The sequence below is a fragment of the Egibacteraceae bacterium genome, assembly GCA_035540635.1.
GTDB lineage: Bacteria > Actinomycetota > Nitriliruptoria > Euzebyales > Egibacteraceae > DATLGH01.
Genome location: DATLGH010000094.1, coordinates 30,037 through 49,503, shown reverse-complemented (window position 1 = coordinate 49,503; position 19,467 = coordinate 30,037). Strand labels below are relative to the sequence as shown.

At 73.4% G+C, this 19,467-nt stretch carries 21 protein-coding genes; 11 read left to right on the top strand and 10 right to left on the bottom strand.

The window, feature by feature from the left end; translation table 11 throughout:
- Positions 1–1,261: MFS transporter (locus VM324_14845; protein HVM00569.1), on the bottom strand; the 1,261-nt coding region annotated here is incomplete at its 3' end.
- A gap of 10 nt (positions 1,262–1,271) precedes the next feature.
- Positions 1,272–2,126, bottom strand: coding sequence for an N-acetyl-1-D-myo-inositol-2-amino-2-deoxy-alpha-D-glucopyranoside deacetylase (mshB, locus tag VM324_14840; GenBank protein HVM00568.1), 855 nt, complete (start codon positions 2,124–2,126; stop codon positions 1,272–1,274).
- 77 nt (positions 2,127–2,203) lie between these two features.
- On the opposite strand from mshB, the gene VM324_14835 reads away from it, so the two are divergent.
- Both VM324_14835 and VM324_14830 read left to right on the top strand, forming a co-directional pair.
- Entirely contained in the window at positions 2,204–3,373 is a 1,170-nt protein-coding gene (locus tag VM324_14835) for an HRDC domain-containing protein (GenBank protein HVM00567.1), read from the top strand.
- A complete protein-coding gene (locus tag VM324_14830; protein HVM00566.1) occupies positions 3,366–3,665 on the top strand; it encodes a 4a-hydroxytetrahydrobiopterin dehydratase in 300 nt (99 codons plus the stop codon). Before VM324_14835 ends, VM324_14830 begins: the two co-directional genes overlap by 8 nt.
- A 75-nt stretch (positions 3,666–3,740) precedes the next feature.
- Here the strand turns inward: VM324_14830 and VM324_14825 are convergent, their stop codons facing one another.
- Positions 3,741–4,706: a 4-hydroxy-3-methylbut-2-enyl diphosphate reductase gene (locus VM324_14825; GenBank protein ID HVM00565.1), complete on the bottom strand. Its 966-nt coding sequence runs from the start codon at positions 4,704–4,706 to the stop codon at positions 3,741–3,743.
- A gap of 23 nt (positions 4,707–4,729) precedes the next feature.
- Between VM324_14825 and VM324_14820 the strand changes: the two genes are divergently transcribed.
- From VM324_14820 to VM324_14800, 5 genes are read left to right on the top strand one after another with little or no spacing between them, the layout of a single operon-like run.
- On the top strand, positions 4,730–5,410 hold the full coding sequence (locus VM324_14820) for an NAD-binding protein (GenBank protein ID HVM00564.1): 681 nt from the start codon (positions 4,730–4,732) through the stop codon (positions 5,408–5,410).
- 3 nt (positions 5,411–5,413) lie between these two features.
- The gene (locus VM324_14815; protein ID HVM00563.1) at positions 5,414–6,085 is read left to right on the top strand and encodes a TrkA family potassium uptake protein; all 672 of its coding nucleotides are present in this window, start codon (positions 5,414–5,416) and stop codon (positions 6,083–6,085) included.
- A 3-nt stretch (positions 6,086–6,088) separates the two neighbouring features.
- Positions 6,089–6,226 carry a hypothetical protein gene (locus VM324_14810; protein HVM00562.1) on the top strand — a complete coding sequence of 46 codons (138 nt, stop codon included), beginning with the start codon at positions 6,089–6,091 and terminating at the stop codon, positions 6,224–6,226.
- Between the two features lie 15 nt (positions 6,227–6,241).
- Positions 6,242–7,744 (top strand): potassium transporter TrkG, encoded by a 1,503-nt coding sequence (locus VM324_14805; GenBank protein ID HVM00561.1) that lies wholly within the window; start codon positions 6,242–6,244, stop codon positions 7,742–7,744.
- Positions 7,741–8,493, top strand: coding sequence for a hypothetical protein (locus tag VM324_14800; GenBank protein ID HVM00560.1), 753 nt, complete (start codon positions 7,741–7,743; stop codon positions 8,491–8,493). Before VM324_14805 ends, VM324_14800 begins: the two co-directional genes overlap by 4 nt.
- Here VM324_14800 and nth read toward each other — a convergent pair.
- Positions 8,490–9,230, bottom strand: a complete 741-nt coding sequence (gene nth, locus VM324_14795; GenBank protein ID HVM00559.1) for an endonuclease III — start codon at positions 9,228–9,230, stop codon at positions 8,490–8,492. The genes VM324_14800 and nth overlap by 4 nt on opposite strands.
- Positions 9,231–9,282: 52 nt before the next feature.
- On the opposite strand from nth, the gene VM324_14790 reads away from it, so the two are divergent.
- Positions 9,283–9,780, top strand: coding sequence for a cation:proton antiporter regulatory subunit (locus VM324_14790; protein ID HVM00558.1), 498 nt, complete (start codon positions 9,283–9,285; stop codon positions 9,778–9,780).
- A gap of 2 nt (positions 9,781–9,782) precedes the next feature.
- Positions 9,783–10,973 (top strand): cation:proton antiporter, encoded by a 1,191-nt coding sequence (locus VM324_14785; GenBank protein ID HVM00557.1) that lies wholly within the window; start codon positions 9,783–9,785, stop codon positions 10,971–10,973.
- 82 nt (positions 10,974–11,055) lie between these two features.
- Here VM324_14785 and VM324_14780 read toward each other — a convergent pair whose 3' ends face one another.
- Positions 11,056–12,393, bottom strand: coding sequence for an ATP-binding protein (locus tag VM324_14780; GenBank protein ID HVM00556.1), 1,338 nt, complete (start codon positions 12,391–12,393; stop codon positions 11,056–11,058).
- Between the two features lie 55 nt (positions 12,394–12,448).
- The gene (locus tag VM324_14775) at positions 12,449–13,135 is read right to left on the bottom strand and encodes a response regulator transcription factor (protein ID HVM00555.1); all 687 of its coding nucleotides are present in this window, start codon (positions 13,133–13,135) and stop codon (positions 12,449–12,451) included.
- Positions 13,136–13,242: 107 nt separating this feature from the next.
- Between VM324_14775 and VM324_14770 the strand changes: the two genes are divergently transcribed.
- On the top strand, positions 13,243–14,550 hold the full coding sequence (locus VM324_14770) for a lycopene cyclase family protein (GenBank protein ID HVM00554.1): 1,308 nt from the start codon (positions 13,243–13,245) through the stop codon (positions 14,548–14,550).
- Here VM324_14770 and VM324_14765 read toward each other — a convergent pair.
- The gene (locus VM324_14765) at positions 14,492–15,331 is read right to left on the bottom strand and encodes an NAD(P)-dependent oxidoreductase (GenBank protein HVM00553.1); all 840 of its coding nucleotides are present in this window, start codon (positions 15,329–15,331) and stop codon (positions 14,492–14,494) included. The two genes, VM324_14770 and VM324_14765, sit on opposite strands and share 59 nt — an antisense overlap.
- A gap of 163 nt (positions 15,332–15,494) precedes the next feature.
- Between VM324_14765 and pstB the strand changes: the two genes are divergently transcribed.
- Positions 15,495–16,346: a phosphate ABC transporter ATP-binding protein PstB gene (pstB, locus tag VM324_14760; GenBank protein HVM00552.1), complete on the top strand. Its 852-nt coding sequence runs from the start codon at positions 15,495–15,497 to the stop codon at positions 16,344–16,346.
- A 30-nt stretch (positions 16,347–16,376) separates the two neighbouring features.
- Here pstB and pstA read toward each other — a convergent pair whose 3' ends face one another.
- Genes pstA through pstS form a run of 3 tightly spaced genes read right to left on the bottom strand, consistent with a single transcriptional unit; the run spans position 16,377 to position 19,395 of the window.
- Positions 16,377–17,303 (bottom strand): phosphate ABC transporter permease PstA, encoded by a 927-nt coding sequence (gene pstA / locus VM324_14755; GenBank protein ID HVM00551.1) that lies wholly within the window; start codon positions 17,301–17,303, stop codon positions 16,377–16,379.
- Positions 17,300–18,271 carry a phosphate ABC transporter permease subunit PstC gene (gene pstC, locus VM324_14750; GenBank protein HVM00550.1) on the bottom strand — a complete coding sequence of 324 codons (972 nt, stop codon included), beginning with the start codon at positions 18,269–18,271 and terminating at the stop codon, positions 17,300–17,302. Before pstC ends, pstA begins: the two co-directional genes overlap by 4 nt.
- On the bottom strand, positions 18,271–19,395 hold the full coding sequence (pstS, locus tag VM324_14745; GenBank protein HVM00549.1) for a phosphate ABC transporter substrate-binding protein PstS: 1,125 nt from the start codon (positions 19,393–19,395) through the stop codon (positions 18,271–18,273). Before pstS ends, pstC begins: the two co-directional genes overlap by 1 nt.
- Positions 19,396–19,467 lie beyond the last annotated feature (72 nt).

Genomic DNA, 19,467 nt, shown 5'->3' with positions numbered 1-19,467 from the left:
GGAGAGCCCCGTGCTGCTCGTGGTGGGCATGTGCCTCGTCGTCACGGGGTTCGCCGGCGGTCAGGTCGCGCTGCTCGATGCGGTGTCCTCGCTGGTGGACGACGCCCCTGTGGGCGTCGTCCACCAGCGAGGACACCGCATCGAGCAGCGCGACCTGACCGCCGGCGAACCCCGTGACGACGAGGCACATGCCCACCACGAGCAGCACGGGGCTCTCCGGCGCGGCGGCCGCGACGAGCAGCCCGAGCGCGCTGCCGGCCGTCACCCCGGTCGCCATGCGGTACGGGCCCAGGCGATCCACCCACGCACCGACGGTCGAGGCGACGACGGCGCCGAGCCCGGCTGCCGGCAGGAGCGCCAGCCCGATCTGAAACGGCCGCCAGCCCTCGTTGGCGGCGAGCAGAAGGGGCAGGGCGAGGAGCATCCCGACGTAGGCGGCGAGCAGCGCGAGACCGCTGAAGGCGCACCGCCGGAAGGCGCCGTCGCGGACCACGACCGCGGGGAGGAACCCGAGCGGGCGCCGGCCGAGGTGCCGCACGATCCCCGCGGCGCCGAGGGCTGCGCCCGCCCCGAAGACGCCCGCCGCCGCCGGTCCGAGGCCGGTGGCGGGTGACTGGAGCAGCAGCGTCGTGGCGGCCACCGTCATCGCCACGAGCAGCGCCCCACGCACGTCGAGCCCCCCGGGCGAACGACCTGACCCGCCCTCGGGCGGTCCGGCGGGGGCGAGGCGGGCGGCGGGCTCGCCGACGAGGAGGGCCAGCGCCGGCAGCGCGAGCACGGCTCTCCAGCTCAGCATCTCGGTGATGCCCCCACCGATGAGGGGTCCCGCCCCCGAGACGACGGTGACCACCGCGGTCAGAGCGCCGAGCGCCTGGCTGCGTGCCGGACCGCGGAAGCGAGCGGCGATGATGCCGAGCGCGAGCACCGGCACCGCGCCCGCTCCCGCCCCCTGCACGAGGCGCCCCACGACGATGGCGGGAAACGACCAGGCGCCACCGGCGAGCAGCGAGCCGCCGGCGAACAGCACGACGCCGACGCGCAGCGGGACACGGAGGCCGTAGAGGTCGGCGACGCGCCCGAAGAACGCGGTGGTGATCGAGAAGCTGAGCGAGAAGCAGGCGAGCACCCACGCCGTGCCCGCCGTGTCCAGCGACAGGGTCCCGGCGACGTCGGGCAGCGCGACCGCCACCGCCGAGGAGCCCACGACCGTCAACGCGACGAGCAGGCCGAGGACCAGGGCGACGCGCCGCGCGGACGGCATCTCGCCGCGGCTAGCGCAACCCGGCGAAGAGGTCGTCCTCGACGGGCGGTGTCTCCACGGTGGAGCGCTGACGGACGAACCACTCCTGGCCGAAGGCGGCTTCGTGGAGCTCCGGAGGGATGTTGAGAAAGAAGGAGTCGGGCCCGATCTGCGAGGTGTGCGCCCGGACCGCCGCCCACTTGCGCGCGAGCCACGGACGGACGTCGACCGTCGCGGTGACCTCCTCGTCCGGCGTGCCGAAGGGCAGGAGGTCGACATCGGTCTCCTCGCCGAAGGGCGAGGGGAAACCGAGGCGGGGCAGCTCGGCGTTGGCGAGCGCGACGAAGGAGCGCGGGACCGTGTTGAGGTAGAGCTTGCGGACCCGCCAAGGCTCGCCCGCCTCCGGGTACAGCCCCCGCACGGCGCAGGCCTCGGCGGCCACGATCCCGACCCGGTGCGTCTGGAGGTGGTCGGGGTGCCCGTAGCCCCCGAAGGCGTCGTAGGTGACGAGCACGTCGGGGCGGAACGCGCGGATCTCGGCGACGAGGCGGCCGACCGCCTCGTCGAACGGCGCCCGCCAGAACGAGCCGGGATCGTCGTTGCCCTCCGCGCCGATCATCCCGGAGTCGCGGTAGCCGAGGAAGCGCGGCGCCCCCGCACCGAGGATGTCGAGGGCCGCGGCGAGCTCGTCGCGACGCACCTCGGCCAGGCGCGGGCGGATCTCGTCGGCGTCCATGCCCTCGCCGACGATCTCGCCGCGCTCGCCGCCCGTCGCGGTGACGACCGCGGTGCGCAGACCCTCGTCGGCGGCACGAGCGAGCACCCCGCCCGTCGCGATTGCCTCGTCGTCGGGGTGCGCGTGGACGCACATCAGGGCCGCCGTCATGACCGGCAACCCTAACCGCTTCCGCCGCCATCCGGCATTTCCCCGCGCCTCGCGGTGACGACCCATATCCTTCCCGCATGCCCCTGCAGCGCGTCACGCTGGTGGACCGCACGTCCGGGCTCGGCTCCGCCCTGGCTGGACTCGCCGACCTCGACGTCGTCGGCGTGGACGTCGAGCGCTCCGACTGGGAGCGCTACTACCGCGCCGCCGCGCTCATCCAGGTGGGCGGCGACGGCCGGGTCGCCCTCGTCGACCCGCTCGCCGTCGACGACCTCGCGCCGCTCCAGGACTTCCTCGCGGCGCGGACGACGGTCCTTCACGCGTGCGAGAACGACCTCGAGCCGCTCGCCAGCCGCGGCATCCGGCCACCGCGCGTGGAGGACACCGCGCTGGCCGCCGCGGTGCTCGGCCTGCCGACGGGGCTCGAGACGCTGCTCGCCGACCTGCTCGGCGTCGAGCTCGTGGGCGACAAGTCGGCGATGCAGCGCGCCGACTGGGAGGCCCGTCCCCTCACCCCCGAGATGCGCTCCTACGCGGCCGGTGACGTGGCCGACCTCCCGGCGCTCTGGGGGGAGCTCGAGGCCCGCCTCCAGGCGACCGGACGCCACGACTGGTACCGGGAGGAGCTCGCAGCAGTCCTGGCCCTCCCACCGGTCGAGGCGCGGCGCGAGTGGACGCGTACGAGGGGCGCAGGCCGGCTGAACCGCAACGCGCGGGCACGGTTGCGCGCGCTGTGGGAGGCGCGGGAGCAGCTCGGCCGGGCGACGGACACGGCACCGGGCCGCATCGCCGGCGACAAGGTGCTGCTGGACCTGGCCGCCACCCCGCCGACGGCGCTCGGTGAGCTGGGGCGGCGGGGGCTGCGACGCCAGGCCGTGCGCCGGTTCGGCGCGGACCTGCTCGCCGCGCTCGACGAGGAGTCGCTCGGTGACGCCGAGGTCGCCGAGCGTGCGCCGGGCAACGGTCGGCGGCCGAGCGACGAGGACCGGGCACTCGTCGACCGGTTGCGGGCGCTGCGCGCCGAGCGCGCCCGCGCGCTCGGCATCGACGCCGGTGTGCTGTGCCCGAGCCGCACGCTCATGACCGCGGTGCTCGCCGACCCGGCGACCCCCGACGAGCTTCGCCGCGCCCTCGGCCTGCGCGGCTGGCAGTGGGAGCAGATCGGCGCGCTGTTCTGCCAGGCCCTCGGCCTGGACGATCCGCGGCCCGCACCCGGCAACGGCGAAGGAGGCCGCGACGATGGCTGACCTGCTCAACCCCGACGCGCTCCACCACGGCCTCGACCGCCTCGACGGCTGGACCGGCACCGTCGAGGGGATCGCCCGCACGTTCGCGTTCGCCGACTTCGCCGAGGCGATGCGGTTCGTGAACGCCGTCGCCGAGGTCGCCGAGGAGGCGAACCACCACCCCGACATCGCGGTGAGCTGGAACACCGTGCGGCTTCACCTCGTCACCCACTCGGCCGGCGGGGTCACGCAGAACGACCTCGACCTCGCCGCGCGGATCGACGCGATCGGCCCCCCGGCGGACCGCTCGTAGCCCCACCGAGCCGTCCGCGACCGCTGCGCGCTGTGCGCTGCTCGGGGGTCCGGGCCGGCGGGGCCGCAGCCAGGCTCAAGCCATCGGCAGGCGGCGGAGCGCGGCCGGCAGGGCGAAGTGCATGTCCTCGGCGACCACCTCGAGGGGCTCGACGGCGACGCCGCCGGGGCGCTCGCGCAACCGCGCGATGACCCCGTCCACCAGGGCCTCGGGCGCGCTCGCCCCCGACGTGAGGCCGACGGTGGTGACACCCTCCAGCCAGGCCTCCTCTATGGCGGACGCGTCGTTGACGAGATGGGCCGCGGGGGCCCCCGCGGCGAGCGCCACCTCGACCATGCGCTTGGAGTTCGAGGACGTCGCCGACCCGATGACGAACACGACGTCGCTGCGTGCGGCGAGGACCTTCGTCGCGTCCTGCCGGTTCTGGGTCGCGTAGCAGATGTCGTCGCCCCGGGGCCCGCGCGCGTTCGGAAAGCGCTCCCGGATCCGGGCGACGACAGCCGCCGCCTCGTCGACACTCAGCGTCGTCTGCGACACGTACGCGACCCGGTCGGGGTCGGGAAGCTCGAGCCCGTCGACGTCCTCGGGGGTCTCCACGAGCCATATGGAGCCGGCCGCGTGACCCATCGTGCCGATTACCTCCTGGTGCCCCGCGTGGCCGACGAGCACGATCGCGTAACCCGCCTCGGCGTAGTCGCGGGCCTCGAAGTGCACCTTGGTGACGAGCGGGCAGGTGGCGTCGACTGTGCGCAGGCCCGCCTCGGTGGCGTTGCGCTTCACCTCCGGGGCGACGCCGTGCGCGCTGAACACGAGCAGCCCGCCCTCGGGCACCTCCCGCTCGTCCTCGACGAAGACCGCGCCCTTCGCCTCGAGGTCGGCGACGACGTGCGTGTTGTGGACGATCGCATGGCGGACGTAGACCGGCGGTCCGTGGACGCGCAGCGCCAGCTCGACGATCTCGATGGCGCGGTCGACGCCTGCGCAGAATCCCCTCGGCGCGGCGAGGAGCACGGTCAGGGGAGCGGGGGGAGCGGGGTCCACGCACCCGAGTATAGGTGCGGTCGGTGGCATACTCACTGGCCATGCACGTCATCATCGGAGGGTGCGGGCGGGTGGGGGCAGAGCTCGCCGACCGGTTGTCCGACGACGGTCACGACATCGTCGTGCTCGACATCGCCGAGCGGGCGTTCGACCGCATCGGCTCCACCTTCAACGGCGAGACGGTCACCGCCGACATCACCGACAAGGACGCGCTCGTCCAGGCGGGGATCGAGCGCGCCGACGCCCTCATCGCGGTCACCGACCTCGACAACGCCAACCTCATGTCGGTGGAGATCGCAAAAGAGCTCTTCGGCGTCCGCAAGACCGTCGCGCGCCTGTTCAACCCCGAGCGCGAGGAGTCCTACCGCAAGATCGGCGTCCACTACGTCTCGGGGACCCGGCTCGTCGCCAAGGCGATAATGAACGAGCTGCAGGCGGGCACCTTCCCCCTCCACGTGGGCTTCGACGGTGACGTCGAGGTCGTCGAGATGCGCGTGCACGACCGTGGCCACGGCATCACCGTGGCGACGCTCGAGGCCACGGGCCCCCTGCGGATCGCGGCGGTGCAGCGCGGGGCGCGGGTGCGGATCCTGTCCTCCGACGACCGCCTCCAGGCCGGCGACCTCGTCGTGGCGGCCGTCGGACGGGGAGCGCACAAGAAGCTCCGCCGCTTCGTCGAGCACCCCTTCGCCGAGGACCTCTGAACCGTGTATGTCGTCATCGCCGGCGGCGGCAAGGTCGGGCGCTTCATCGCCGTGGACCTCCTCGCCGAGGGACACACGGTCACGATCATCGAGAAGGTCGAGCGCCGCTGCGAGCAGCTGCTGCGCGACCACGACCTGCTCGTCATCCACGGGGACGCGTGTGACGTGCGCTACCTCGAACAAGCTCGCCCCGAGCGGGCGGAGGTCTTCGCCGCCACCACTGGTGACGACGACGACAACTTCGTGGCCTGCCAGCTCGTCCTGACCTCGTTCGGGGTGCCCCGGGCGATCGCCCGGGTGAACAGCCCCCGCAACGAGGAGATCTTCGCGCGGATGGGCATCGAGGCGGTGTCGACGACGACGCTCATCTCCCGGCTCATCCGCGAGGAGGTGACCGTCGGCGAGCTCATCCACCTCACGACCCTCCAACGGGGCAAGGTCAACCTCGTGGAGATCGACATCCCCCGCGGCGCCGAGCGCCCCGAGCACACCGTGGCGGACATGCACCTGCCCGCGCAGTCGGTGCTCGTGTGCATCTTCCGGGGCGCCGACGACGAGATCATCATCCCGCGGGGCGACACGCGCCTCGAGCCGGCCGACCGGGTCATCGCGCTCACCACACCCCAGCTCGAGGACGAGCTGCGGGCCGCGGTCCTCGACAACCGGCGGCGGTAGCCGATGGCCCGCCGCGACCGCGACAGCGCCGAGTCGATCCTGCGGGGCGGCCTCGTCGGCATCGCCCTCGTGACGGCGGCGACGGTCGGGCTGGCCGCCGCCGCGGCCGTCGTCGCCCTCGTCATCTCGTTGCTGTACTGAGGCGGGCGCAGCGCCGTGCTCTTCCGCCCTTCGGCCGACGACCTGCGCGTCATCGGGCGCTACACCGGCAAGGTAGTGTACGCGGTCGGGGTGGCGATGCTCCTCCCGCTCGTCGTCGCGGTCGGCGCCGGTGAGCGCAACGACGCGTACGCCTTCGTCGTCGGGGCTTCGCTCGCGATCACGGTCGGCGCCGCGAGCCAGCTCCTGCGCACCCGCACGACCCTGGACGCCGCCCGGGGCCTCGCCGTCGTCGGCTCGGCTTGGCTCGTCGCGCCCGTCTTCGGCGCGGTGCCGCTGCTGTTGTCCGGGCACTACGCGTCCTACCTCGACGCCTACTTCGAGGGCATGAGCGGCTTCGCCACCGTCGGGCTGACGCTCGCGAACGACCTCGACCACATGGCGCGTAGCGTGAACCTCTGGCGCCACATCATGCAGCTCATGGGAGGCCAGGGGATCATCCTCGTCGTCCTCACGATCTTCGCGAGCGCGGGCGCGGTGATCGGCACGCTCCACACCGGCGAGGGCCGCGGCGAGCGGATCCTGCCGAACATCACGCACACCGCCCGCTTCATCCTCCGCGTCGTCGTCGCCTACGCGGGGATGGGCATGGGGCTGCTGTGGCTGCTGCTGTGGCGCGGGGGCCTGGAGGCCGCCACCGCCGCCTACCACGCCGCGCTGCTGTTCACGACCGCCTTCCACACCGCGGGGTTCGCCCCGCAGTCGGCCAGCGCCGCGTTCTACCGCTCGCAGCCGGTCGAGGTCGTGCTCATGGTGCTCATGGTCGCCGGGGCGTTCAGCTTCGCCCTGCACTACCAGCTCTGGCAGGGCCGGCGTGGCGAGCTGTCGCGCAACCTCGAGACCCGCACGCTTGCCGTGTCGATCATCGCGATCTTCGCGGTGCTCGCCGTCGGGCTGGGGCGCACGGGCGTGCACACCGACTTCGGCGGGCTCTTCCGGGTCGGCTTCTTCCAGACGATCAACGCCCACACCACGACGGGGCTCACCACGATCCCCCACCGGCTGTTCGTCACCCAGTGGGGCGCGCTCGCCCCGGCGATGCTGGTGACCGCCATGGCGCTCGGCGGCATGGCGGGCTCGACCGCCGGCGGGATCAAGGCGATCCGCATCGGGGTGCTGCTGAAGGGGCTGCGGCGTGACATCCGCAAGGTCCTGCTTCCGGAGAACGCCGTCGTCGTGGAGAGCTACCACTCGACCACGCGGCGGGTCCTCCGCGACGACCTCGTGCGGGGCGCCGCGACCATCCTGCTCCTCTACCTGCTCCTCTACCTCGCGGGCGGGATCCTCGGACTGTTCTACGGCTACGAGCTCACCCTGAGCCTGTTCGAGAGCACGGCGGCGGGGGCCACCGGGGGGCTTTCGGTCGGCATCGTGCGCCCCGACCTCGAGTGGCCGCTGAAACTGCTCTACATCGCCCAGATGTTCATCGGGCGCCTCGAGTTCCTCGCCGCCCTCGCCCTCGGTGGCTACGTCCTGTCGATGTTGCGGGGACGCACGTGAGCGCGCGACCGCGCGGGCGAGCGGGCGGCCGCGCCGACAAGCCGCTGCGGCGAGGCCGGGTGCTGCTCGGCACCCTCGTCGCTGTGGTCGCGCTGGCGGGCATCGTCGGCCTCGCCGAGGCGCTGCGCCCGCCGCCCGGCCCCTCGACGATCGCCGTGGCCGACGAGCGCGCCGACCTCCGAGCGCCGCTGCACTGTCCCACTCCCGCACCACCCGACGAGCGCGACGACGACGCCGTCTCGACGCTGCAGCCCGCGCGCCCCCCGGTCGCGGTCAGCTCGTCCGAGCTGCTCGACTGCCCCCACTCCTTCGACCGGCGCAGGGTGCGCTACCGCGGCGAGGCGGTCGGCGGGGTGCTGCGCCGCGAGGGCGGCGCCTGGGCGCAGATCAACGACGACGTCTACGCCGGTCCGGCCGGTCCGCTGCCGGGGCACCGCAGCTACCGGGGCCACAACGCGGGCATCGGCGTCTTCCTGCCCGACGAGCTCGCCGACGAGCTCGGGACGGTCGGCGGGCCAGGGGCACAGGGGGACCTCGTGGAGGTCGTCGGGGTGTTCCGCCGCGTCGACCCGGGCTCGCAGGAGGTCGCGGTGATCCGGGCGGCATCCGTGGAGGTCCTGCGCGCCGGCGCACCACGGTCCGACCCGCCGCTGCGCGACCGGCAGGTCGCCGCGGCGGTGCTCGCCGCGCTCGCCCTCGCCACCGCCGGCACCGAGCGGCTCATCGCCCGTCGTCGCGAACGCGGCTAGGTGTGGCGCCCTCCGCCCACACCCACCGCCTGCCGCGCCTTGTCCGTGCACCCGGCGACCTGCGAGGAAGGGCAGAGCTCCTCGACGACGCAGTCCGCGCACCGCGGTCGCCTCGCCTCGCACACCCGCCGACCGTGGAGGATGATCGACAGGCTGGCGGTGGGCCACGTCTCCTTGGGCAGCAGGCGCATGAGGTCGCGCTCGATGCGCTCGGGATCGGTGTGGCGGGTGAACCCGAACCGGCGCGAGAGGCGCTTCACGTGCGTGTCGACGGCGATGCCTGCTTCGGGGTCGGCGCGGTGGGCGTCGGGGAAGGCGGCGCCCAGGACGACGTTGGCGGTCTTGCGCGCCACGCCGGGAAGCGCCACGAGCTCGGCCATGGTGCGGGGAACCTCGCCGCCGTGGCGCTCGAGCAGCGCCTGGCACATGCCCCGGATGCTGCGGGTCTTCTGGCGGTAGAACCCCGTCTGGTAGATCGCCTGCTGGAGCGCCTCCTCGTCCGCGGCGAGGTAGGCCTGCGGAGTCTGGTAGGTGGCGAAGAGCGTCCTCGTCACCTCGTTGACCTTCTTGTCGGTCGACTGGGCCGACAGGATCGTCGCGACGAGCAGCTCGAAAGGCGTCGTCCAGTCGAGCTCGACGACGCCCCCGTCGTACGCGTCGTCCAGCCGATCGAGGATCACCGGCGCCCGCCTCGCCTTGGGGCTGTGGCGGGTGAGGGGTGCCTCGACATCGGCCATGGGCCCGAAGTGTACGGAGGTCGCACGCCCCCGCGGCCGTACAATGCGGGTCATGCCGCGGATCGAGGAGACCCAGCTGCCCGGCGTCGGGCTGCGACACGACTTCACGACGCGTGCGGGCGACCGCATCGGGGTGATCACCCACCGCACCGGCCGGCGGGAGCTGCTCGTCTACGACCATGGCGACCCCGACTCGTGCCGTGACGTCGTCCGCCTCGACGAGGACGAGGGCCACGCCCTCGCGGAGGTCCTCGGCGGCACGAAGGTCGCCGAGAGCCTCGACACGATGCTCCAGCAGTCGGTGGAGGGGCTCACCATCGACTGGCTGCCCGCGACAGCGTCGTGGAGCTGCGCGGGCCACACGGTCGCCGAGACCATGCTCCGCGCGAGGACGGGCGTGTCCATCGTCGCGGTCGTCCGCGGCGAGGACACCATCCCCTCCCCTACCCCCGACTTCCGCATCGACGCGGGGGACACCCTCGTCGTCGTCGGCACGCCAGAGGCCATCAAGCGGGCCTTCACTCATCTCGAGGGCGGGGTCGAGACGTGATCTTGGCCGCCGCGGCCTCGCCTGAGGCCGCAGGCGTCTTCATCGAGCTCGGCCTCATCATCGTCTGTCTCGCCCTCGTCGCGCGGGCCGCCACCTCCGTCGGCTTCAGCCCCATCCCCCTCTACCTGCTCGCCGGGCTCGCCGTCGGCGGCCTGTTCCCCCTCGGCTTCAGCGAGGAGTTCATCGAGGTCGGCGCCGAGATCGGCGTGATCCTCCTGCTGTTCATGCTCGGGCTCGAGTACACCGGCGAGGAGCTGCGCGACAACCTCCGCAGGGGGCTGCCCGCCGGCGCGCTCGACATCCTGCTGAACTTCACCCCCGGACTCGCCGCGGGACTCCTGCTCGGGTGGGAGCCCGTTGCGGCGATCCTGCTCGGCGGGGTCACGTACATCTCCTCGTCGGGCGTCATCTCCAAGGTGCTGAGCGACCTCGGGCGGCTCGGCAACCGCGAGACTCCCTCGGTGCTGTCCCTGCTCGTCATCGAAGACCTCGTCATGGCCGCCTACCTGCCGCTCGTCGCCGTCCTGCTGCTCGGCGTCGGTCTGGCCGCGGGGATGGCGTCGATGGCCGTCGCCGTCGTCACCGCCGCTGCCGTCCTCGTCGTCGCGATCCGCTACGGGGAGGTCATGAGCCGGCTGCTCGCGAACAACTCCGACGAGGTCGTGCTGCTGTCGACCTTCGGGCTCGTCGTGCTCGTCGCCGGGGTCGCCGAGCGCCTCCAGGTCTCCGCGGCCGTCGGCGCGTTCCTCGTCGGCATCGCCCTGTCGGGTCCCGTCGCCGACCACGCCCGCGACCTGCTGAGTCCGCTGCGCGACCTGTTCGCGGCGACGTTCTTCGTCTTCTTCGGCCTGCAGATCGACCTCGCGGCCATCCCCGACGTCGCGGTGCTCGCCGTCGCGCTCGGAGCGGTGACCGCGGTGACGAAGGTGATCACCGGATGGTGGGCCGCGGGACGCGCCGGCGTCGGCGTGCGGGGGCGGTTCCGCGCCGGTGGCGCGCTCATCGCCCGCGGGGAGTTCTCCATCGTCATAGCCGGCCTCGGCGTCGCCGCCGGCGTCGATGCGCAGCTGGGGCCGCTGGCCGCCGCCTACGTGCTGCTCATGGCGCTCCTGGGCCCCATGGTGACCCGCTCGATCGACCGGTGGGTCGTCCTCGTCATGCGGCGCCGCGCCGCGACGACGGCCGACGCCTGAAAGGGCAGGGCGCTACCGCTTCGCTGCTTGAGCGCTGACAGGGCGCTACCGCTTCGCTGCTCGAGCGCTGACAGGGCGCTGGCTACCGGAGCGCGGGGCCGCCGTTGGCGGTGGCTCCTTCGACCGGCAGCACGACGCGGAAGACGGAGCCCTGCCCCACCACGCTGTCAACCGACACCGCCCCCCCGTGGCGGGCGACCGCGTTGCGCACGAGCGACAGTCCGAGCCCCGTCCCGCCGGCCGCGCGGGTACGGGCCTTGTCGACGCGGTAGAAGCGCTCGAAGATCCGGTCCCGGTCCCCGGCGGGGATCCCGAGGCCCGTGTCGGCGACCTCGACGACCACCTGCCCGTCCGCGCGGCGCACAAAGACGTCGACCCGGCCGCCGTCGCGGTTGTAGCGGACGGCGTTCTCGACGAGGTTGTCGACGATGAGGCGGATGTCCTCGGGCTGCGCGACGACGGTCGCCGGCTCCGGGCAGGCGCACGCGAGCGTGATGCCGCGCTCCGCGGCCAGCGCCTCGAAGCGCCCCAGCTGCCGGCGCACCGCCGCGGCGACGTCGACGGGCTGGCGACCGCGCTGGGCCGCTGCCTCCTCCAGGCGCGCGAGGTCGAGCAGGTCACGGACCATCTCCGCGAGCCGGTCGGCCTCCTCCCGCAGCCGCGTGATCATCCGCCGGGCGCGGGGCGGGTCGCGGTCCACCGCGAGCTCGATGGAGTCCGCGAGCGCCCGCATGCCCGCGGCGGGGGTCTTGAGTTCGTGGGAGGCGTTGACGACGAAGTCGCGGCGGATCTCCTCGACCCGGCGGGCCTCGGTGAGGTCGGTGACGACGAGCGCCACCTCTCCGGCGGTGGGCTCGGCGGCGCGCGCGGCGAGTATCCGGTCCTCGCGGGTGACCTCGACCTCGACGGTGCGTCCCGTCTCGCCGACCTCGGCGACGGCGTCGGCGAGCGCCGGCACGCCGAGCACCTGCAAGGGCATGGCGCCACCGCCGCCGCCGCCAAGGTCGAACAGCTCGCGCGCGGTAGGGTTCGCGTACGCGAGGCCGTGCTCGGTGAACAGCAGGACGGCGAGCGGCAGCTGCTCGAGCAGCCGCTCAACGCGGGCGCGCTCCTCCCCGAGCTGGTCGAGCTGACGCGCGAACGACGCCCCGAGCGCGTCGAGCGCCCGCACCAGCCGCCGCCACGAGGCGCTGCCGTCGGCCCGTACCCGCCGGTCGATCTCGCCGACCGCGAAGCCCTCCACGAGGTCGGCGACGCGCTCGATCCGCCGGTGCGCGACCCGGTTGAGCGCGACGCCGGCGACGAGGCCACCGGCGACCGCGAGCAGGGCCGCGAGCCAGGCGCGGCCCGGCAGCAGGGCGCCGAGCACGGCCGCCGAGGCGGCGACGAGCGGAAGGACGATCGACCCGCGTCGGAGCACGCACCCATTGTCGCCGTTCGGCGCGCCCGCGGATCGCGGGCCCCCGTCGGCCCGGTCAACCGTCGGCGAACTTGTAGCCAACGCCCCGGACCGTGGCGATCAGGCGCGGTTCACGGGGGTTCTCCTCGATGCGCCCCCGCAGGCGCTTGATGTGCACGTCGAGCGTCTTCGTGTCACCGACGTAGTCCGATCCCCACACCCGGTCGATGATGACGTCGCGGGTGAGCACGCGGCCGGCGTTGCGGATGAGGAGCTCGAGCAGGAGGAACTCCTTCGGCGGCAGGTCGACCGGCGTGCCGCGGACGCGCACCTCGTAGCGCTCCGGATCGAGGCGTACGCCCCCGGCCTCCATCGCCGGGGCCGTGTCCTCGGCGTCGCGTTCGCCGCCACGCCGCAGCACCGCCCGGATGCGCGCGGTGAGCTCGCGCATAGAGAACGGCTTCGTCACGTAGTCGTCGGCGCCGAGCTCCAGGCCCACGACCCGGTCGATCTCGGCGTCCTTGGCGGTGAGCATGATGATCGGTACGCCGCTCGTGGCGCGCAGCCGCTTGCACACCTCGGTTCCCGACAGGCCGGGAAGCATCAGGTCGAGCACGACGAGGTCCGGACGTTCGCGGGCGAAGACCTGCAGCGACGCGGCCCCGTCGTCGACGGTCACCACGTCGAAGCCCTCGGCGCCGAGACCGAACTCCAGCGCCTCCAGCAGGGACGGCTCGTCCTCGACCACCAGGATCTTCGGCATGTCGCGGGCGAGTGTACGAGCCAGGGACGCCGGCGAACCGCCGGTGACGGCCCGTGGCGGCCCGCGCGACCGGCGGGGCGGCAGGCACGCGTGGTAGGACTTGCCCCGTGCAGCCGGTTGTGGACGTCGTCGTCGTCGGCAGCGGGCCGGCGGGACTCTCGGCCGCAGCCGCCTGCGCCGAGACCGGCATGGCGGTGAGCGTCCTCGCCGAGGACCACGAGCGCCCGTGGCCACAGACGCTCGGGGTCTGGACCGACGAGATCGAGGGGCTCGAGCTCGGCGCGACCGTCGCCGCCCGCTGGCCGGAGGTGGTGGTCCATCTCGGGGAGGCCACTGCCCGCCGGCTGCCCCGTTCGTACGGGCGCTTCGACAACGACCGGTTGCGCGACGCGCTGCGGACGCGTGCGCTCGCGGCCGGCGCGCGGCTGGTGCGCGGCAGGGCCGCCGCGGTCGAGGACGCCCCCGCGGGGCCGACGGTGCGCACGAGCCAGGGCGTCGCGCTGCGCTGCCGCGTCGTCGTCGACGCGAGCGGCCACCGCCCGGCGCTGCTGGCATCCGGCCCGGCCCCGGCCGGCGCGTACCAGGCCGCCTACGGGCTCGTCGGGCGGTTCCGCCCTGCGCTCAGTGCGCAGGGCATGGTGCTCATGGACTACCGGGACCCACCGGGCGACGCCCGTGACCCGGCGCCCGCGCACCCGACCTTCCTCTACGCCATGCCGCTGGGGGACGGTTGGGAGCTCGCCGAGGAGACGTCGCTCGCCCGGCGGCCGGCGATGGACATCGGTGCCCTCGAGGGGCGCCTCGCGCGGCGGTTGGCGGGGATGGGCGTGCGGGTCGAGCGGCGCGTCGGCGAAGAGCGCGTCCTCATCCCGATGGGCGTGCCCGTGCCCGCGCGGGACCGGCGCGTCGTCGGCTTCGGCGCAGCGGCCGGCATGGTGCATCCCGCCACGGGCTACCAGGTCGGGGCCGCCCTGGCCCGGGCGCCCGTGCTCGCGGCGGCGCTCGCCGGCGCGCTCGGGCGGACGGGCGCGGCGACGGAGGCCGTCGCGGTCGCCGGCTGGAACGCCGTCTGGCCACGTGACCGCCTCCGCCAGCGGGCGCTGCACGTCCTCGGGCTCGAGTCCCTCCTGTGCCTCGACCGCGACGCGACGCGGGGATTCTTCCGCGCCTTCTTCGACCTGCCGGTGTCGCGCTGGGGCGGGTTCCTGTCCGGGGAGGCATCCGCCCGCGCGCTCGCTCGCACGATGCTCACGCTGTTCGCCGGGTCGCCCGCCGGCGTGCGCGGCACGTTGGCCTCGACGGCCGTGCGGCACCCGGCGCTGCTGCGCGACGCCGCTCGCGGTCGACCGCCCGCGCTCAGCCCCCCCGCGGAGGAACGCCAGGCGGGTGGTCGGCCGTCGTGTCCCGACCGGTGAACGGTCCGCCCTGGAACCGCTCCGTCGGGTCGTCGCTGGCCGGGCCGGCGAGCAGCTCGGCGGCGAACGCCTCGGCGTCGTCGACCGGGCGGTAGCCGATGCGCTCCGCCTCGGGGTTGTCCCACCACGTCCGGGTGTTGGCGGAGATGCCGTAGACGATCGCGAACCCGAGGTAGGGCGCGTCGAGGCAGCAACCCACGAGCTCGACGGCGTCGCGGGGGGAAAGCCACGTGAACAGCTCGCGGCGGCTGCCGGGACGCTCGCCGAAGCTGCCGATGCGCAGGCATGCGACGTCCATCCCGAACTTGTCGACGTACAGGCGTCCGAGCGCCTCCCCGAACGCCTTCGACACGCCGTAGTAGGTGTCGGGGCGGAGCGGCGCGTCGGGGCCGATGCGCTCGGTGACCGGCGTGAAGCCGATGGCGTGGTTGCTGCTCGCGTAGACCACCCGGGTCGCTCCCTGGCGCCGGGCGGCCTCGAACACGTGGTAGGTCGCAACGAGGTTGTGCGCGCAGATCTCGGCGAACGCCGCCTCCCCCGGGATGGCGGCGAGGTGGACGACCGCGTCCACCCCCTCCATGGCGGCCTCGACGTTCGCGTAGTCGCGCAGGTCGGCGACGACGACCTCCTCGCCCTCCCCGGCCGCGTCCATCGCCTCGGTGTCGAGCAGCCGGAGCTCGGGGTAGCGCCCGCGCAGCCCCGCGCGCAGGACCGTTCCGATGCCCCCGGCCGCGCCGGTGAGGAGGACGCGAGTTCTGGCGGGCGCGCGATCGCGGGTCATGCGCGGGTGTCCCTTCCTGCGGAGGCGGCGGGGCCGGTGGGCAAGGCAACCGTACGCCGGGAGCGTGCCCGGGATCGTCGCCTCCGCGGCAGCGGGCGTTCACCCGCCGTTCACCTTGCCCGGGCACCCTGGCGGCATGCACAGCGACGCGAGGTCGACATCGATGGATTCGGAGGCTTGGGCCGCGAGCGGGGCAGCGGCACCCGCGCCGGCCCGCACGACACCCGCAGCGCCCCACGCCGCGGTGTTCGAGCTCGAGGACGTGTCGTGCAGCTACGGCGGCTTCACCGCCGTCGGGGGCGTCACGATGACGATCCGCCGCAACGAGATCACCGCGCTGATCGGCCCGAGCGGATGCGGCAAGTCGACGCTGCTGCGCTGCCTGAACCGCATGAACGACCTCCTGCCGGGCGCGAAGGTCCACGGCCAGGTCCGCTACAACGGCGAGAACGTCTACGACCCCGACATCGACCCCGTCGAGGTCCGCCGGCGCATCGGCATGGTCTTCCAGAAGCCGAACCCCTTCCCGAAGTCGGTCTACGACAACGTCGCCTTCGGCCCCCGCCTGAACCGCTACAAGGGCGACCTCGACGGGCTCGTCGAGGAGTCCCTGCGCAGGGCGGCCCTGTGGGACGAGGTGCGCACGAAGCTGAAGACGTCCGCGCTCGCGCTGTCCGGTGGCCAGCAGCAGCGCCTGTGCATCGCCCGGACGCTGGCGGTCAGCCCCGACGTCATCCTCATGGACGAGCCGGCCTCGGCCCTCGACCCGATCGCGACGCTGAAGATCGAAGATCTCATGCGCGAGCTCGCCGCCTGCTACACGATCGTCGTCGTGACGCACAACATGCAGCAGGCGGCCCGGGTCTCGGACAGGACGGCGTTCTTCACCGTCACCGTCGACGACGAGCACGACGAGCGCACGGGCCAGCTCGTGGAGTTCGACACCACTGAGAAGATCTTCACCCAGGCGTCGGACTCGCGCACCGAGGACTACATCACCGGGCGCTTCGGCTGACCCGTTCTGTCCCCCCCGACCGCGGGTCCGTCAGCGCCGGAGGGCGACGGCGCGTGACCCGATGAGCCGGGCGGCGACGGTGAACAGCAGCACGAAGGCGATGAGCGCGAGCGCGCCACCCCACGCCCGCTGGATGCCCGCGTCGAAGGGCTGGATGGCGCCGCGGTAGATGAGCAGGGTGAGCGAGCTCTGCGGCGTCCCCTGCAGGGCGGTGACGACCTGCAGGGAACCGAGGGCGGTCAGCAGCAGGGGCGCGGTCTCCCCGGCGCCGCGGGCCACCGCGAGCATGGACCCGGTGACGATGCCGGGACCGGCGGCGGGCAGCACCGTCTTCACGACCGTCTGCCAGCGGCGCGCGCCGAGGGCATAGCTGGCCTTGCGCAGCTCGTCGGGGACGAGCCTCAGCATCTCCTCCGAGGACCGCACGACGATCGGCAGCATCATGATCCCGATCGCCACCGCGGCGACGAAGGTCCCGAACCGCAGCTGCCCCGGGCCGACGACGAGCAGGGCGTAGACGAACAGGCCCACGAAGACGCTCGGCACACCGGTCATCACGTCGGTGAAGAAGCGCACGAGGATGGCGAGCCGGCCACGGCCGTACTCGACGAGATAGACCGCGGCGGCGATGCCGAGCGGAACCGCCATCGCGACCGCGAGCGCCATGATGAGGGCGGTGCCGACGAAGCCCTGCGCGTAGCCGCCGCCTTCGCGCCGGTAGGGCGGCTCGACGTGGGTGAAGAACTCGAGGTCGACGACGTGGAGACCCCGGCGCGCGACCTCGAAGAGGATGAGCGCGAGGGGGATGAGCGCGACGACCATCCCCGCGAGCAGCAGCGCGCGGGCGGCCCGGTCCTTCGCCGCCCGCGACCGGGCGCTCGCCTCACGGTCACGCAGGCTCGGGTGGCCCGTCGGCGACGTTCTGCGGGGCCGCCGGGAGTCCGTGGTGGTCGTCATGCCGCCGCGTCTCCGGTGACCCGCCCGATCCGCCACACGAGCACGCGTGCGGCGACGTTGACGACGGTGGTGACCAGGAACAGGGCGACACCCATCGCGAGCAGGGCCAGGACCGTCTCGGGAGAGGCGTCCTGGAAGGTGTTCGCGATGTGGGCGGCCATCGTGTCCCCCGCGAACAGCAGGCTGGAGCCGAACCGCTGCGATCCGCCGACGAGCATCGCGGCCGCGATGGTCTCCCCGAGCGCACGGCCGAGCCCGAGCATCGTCGCGCCGACGACGCCGGAGAAGCTGCCGGGCAGGACCACCCGGCGGATGACCTCCCACCGCGTCGCCCCGAGCCCATAGGCGGCGTGCTGCGCGTCCGTGGGGTTGACCGCGACGACCTCGCGGGTGATCGCGGTGATGATCGGCAGGATCATGATCGCGAGCACGACCCCCGCGGCGAAGTAGCTCACCCCGAACACCGGCCCCTCGAAGAGGAAGAACCCACCGAGACGATCGGCGAGGACGTTCATCACCGGGCGGAGCACGACCGGCAGGAAGAACAGCAGGCCCCACAGGCCGTACACGACGCTCGGGACCGCAGCGAGGATCTCGACGGCGTAGCTCAGGGGGTTGCGCAGCCGCCGGGGGGCGAGCTGGGTGATGTAGAGGGCGACGGCGACCGCCAGGGGCAAGGCGATCGTGATCGCGATCGCCGCGGTGACGAGCGTGCCGTAGATGAACGGGAAGGCGCCGTACTCCCCGGTGATCGCCGTGCGCGAGAAGCCCGCGCTCCACTGGGTCCCGAGGAAGAAGCCGAGCCCCTCGGAGCGGAAGATCGGCCAGGCGTCGCTCGTCGTCCGCGCGATCATCAGCCCGAGGATGACGAGCACGCTGGCCCCACATGCCGTGACGGCGCCCTTGAACAGCGGGTCGGCGAGGCGTCCACGGTCGTGGACGCGCAGGCTGCGCGCGGGGTCCGCCATCACTCGTCCTCGGCGTTGATCCGCTCGATGGTCTCGAGGACCCGCGGCTTCAGGCTCTCGCCGAGCGGCGCGTAGCCGAGCTCGACGGCGAGCTCGTCCGCCTGGGCCGTCTGGGTGGCCCAGGTCCAGAAGTCCCGGAGCAGCGCGGCGGTGCCGGCGTCGTAGCCGCACTCCCACGCGAACACCCAGTTGGTGCCGGTGATCGGGTAGCCGTCGTCCCCGACGCCGAGGATGTGGAAGCGGAAGTCGTCGGGCACGTCGATGCCCTCCACCGCCGCGGTGGTCGCGTCGAGCGTCGGCTCGATCGGGTTGCCGTCCGCGTTGACCACCGCTGCGGTCGGCAGGTCGTTCTCGAGCGCGTACGCCTGGTTGACGTAGCCGATGCCGCCCGGGTTCTGCTCGATGCCGGCCGTGACGCCCTCGTTGCCCTGGCCGCCGATGGTTCCCGCGGGCCAGTTCACCTCCGTGCCTGAGCCGAGCTCCTCGGCCCACGCCGGGTCCTCGTCCTGTAGCCAGGTCGTGAACACCGACGTCGTGCCCGAGCCGTCGGAGCGGTGCACGGGGATGATGTCGGTGTCGGGCAGGTCGAGCCCAGGGTTGATCTCGGCGATCGCCGGGTCGTCCCAGCGGGTGATCTCGCGTCGGAAGATGCCCGAGATGGTCGCGGCGTCGAGGACGAGGCCCTCCAGGCCGACCGCCGCGTTGTAGGCGATGGTCACCGCGCCGAACAGCACGGGGACCTGGAGCGGATCGCACCCGCGGGCCGCGGCCGCCTCCGCCACGCCGTCGTCGTCGAGGAAGCGCTCCGACGACCCGAAGTCCACCGTCTGGCCGATGAACTGCTCGATGCCGCCACCGGAGCCGATGCTCTGGTAGTTGATCGACGCGCCGGGTTGCACCGACTCGCCGTACGCGAGGATCCAGTCCTGGAACACCGGCGTCGGGAAGGTCGCACCCGCGCCGACGAGCGCCCCGCTCAGCTCACCGCGGTTGCCCGCCGTCTCGTCGCCCGTGCGGTCGGCGACGTCGCCGGGCGCCGCCGGCAGCGCGCCGCCGTTGCCGCCGCAGGCCGCAAGGACGCTTGCGGACAGGGCCGTTGCGATTGCCATGCGCCACGTGCGCATTCATGTCCTCCTACCGAGGTGGTTGCGGTCATGCGCACGGTAGGAGACGCGGGTGGCGGGTCGCGGACCGAC

What these genes read in the sequence shown, in the direction of transcription:
- VM324_14830 (HVM00566.1), top strand. Translation starts at nt 3,366, where the DNA reads ATGGCTGACCTGCTCAACCCCGACGCGCTCCACCACGGCCTCGACCGC.
- VM324_14765 (HVM00553.1), bottom strand. Translation starts at nt 15,331, where the DNA reads ATGACCCGCGATCGCGCGCCCGCCAGAACTCGCGTCCTCCTCACCGGC.
- VM324_14775 (HVM00555.1), bottom strand. Translation starts at nt 13,135, where the DNA reads ATGCCGAAGATCCTGGTGGTCGAGGACGAGCCGTCCCTGCTGGAGGCG.
- mshB (HVM00568.1), bottom strand. Translation starts at nt 2,126, where the DNA reads ATGACGGCGGCCCTGATGTGCGTCCACGCGCACCCCGACGACGAGGCA.
- VM324_14810 (HVM00562.1), top strand. Translation starts at nt 6,089, where the DNA reads ATGGCCCGCCGCGACCGCGACAGCGCCGAGTCGATCCTGCGGGGCGGC.
- VM324_14835 (HVM00567.1), top strand. Translation starts at nt 2,204, where the DNA reads ATGCCCCTGCAGCGCGTCACGCTGGTGGACCGCACGTCCGGGCTCGGC.
- pstA (HVM00551.1), bottom strand. Translation starts at nt 17,303, where the DNA reads ATGACGACCACCACGGACTCCCGGCGGCCCCGCAGAACGTCGCCGACG.
- pstS (HVM00549.1), bottom strand. Translation starts at nt 19,395, where the DNA reads ATGCGCACGTGGCGCATGGCAATCGCAACGGCCCTGTCCGCAAGCGTC.
- VM324_14790 (HVM00558.1), top strand. Translation starts at nt 9,283, where the DNA reads ATGCCGCGGATCGAGGAGACCCAGCTGCCCGGCGTCGGGCTGCGACAC.
- nth (HVM00559.1), bottom strand. Translation starts at nt 9,230, where the DNA reads ATGGCCGATGTCGAGGCACCCCTCACCCGCCACAGCCCCAAGGCGAGG.
- pstB (HVM00552.1), top strand. Translation starts at nt 15,495, where the DNA reads ATGGATTCGGAGGCTTGGGCCGCGAGCGGGGCAGCGGCACCCGCGCCG.
- pstC (HVM00550.1), bottom strand. Translation starts at nt 18,271, where the DNA reads ATGGCGGACCCCGCGCGCAGCCTGCGCGTCCACGACCGTGGACGCCTC.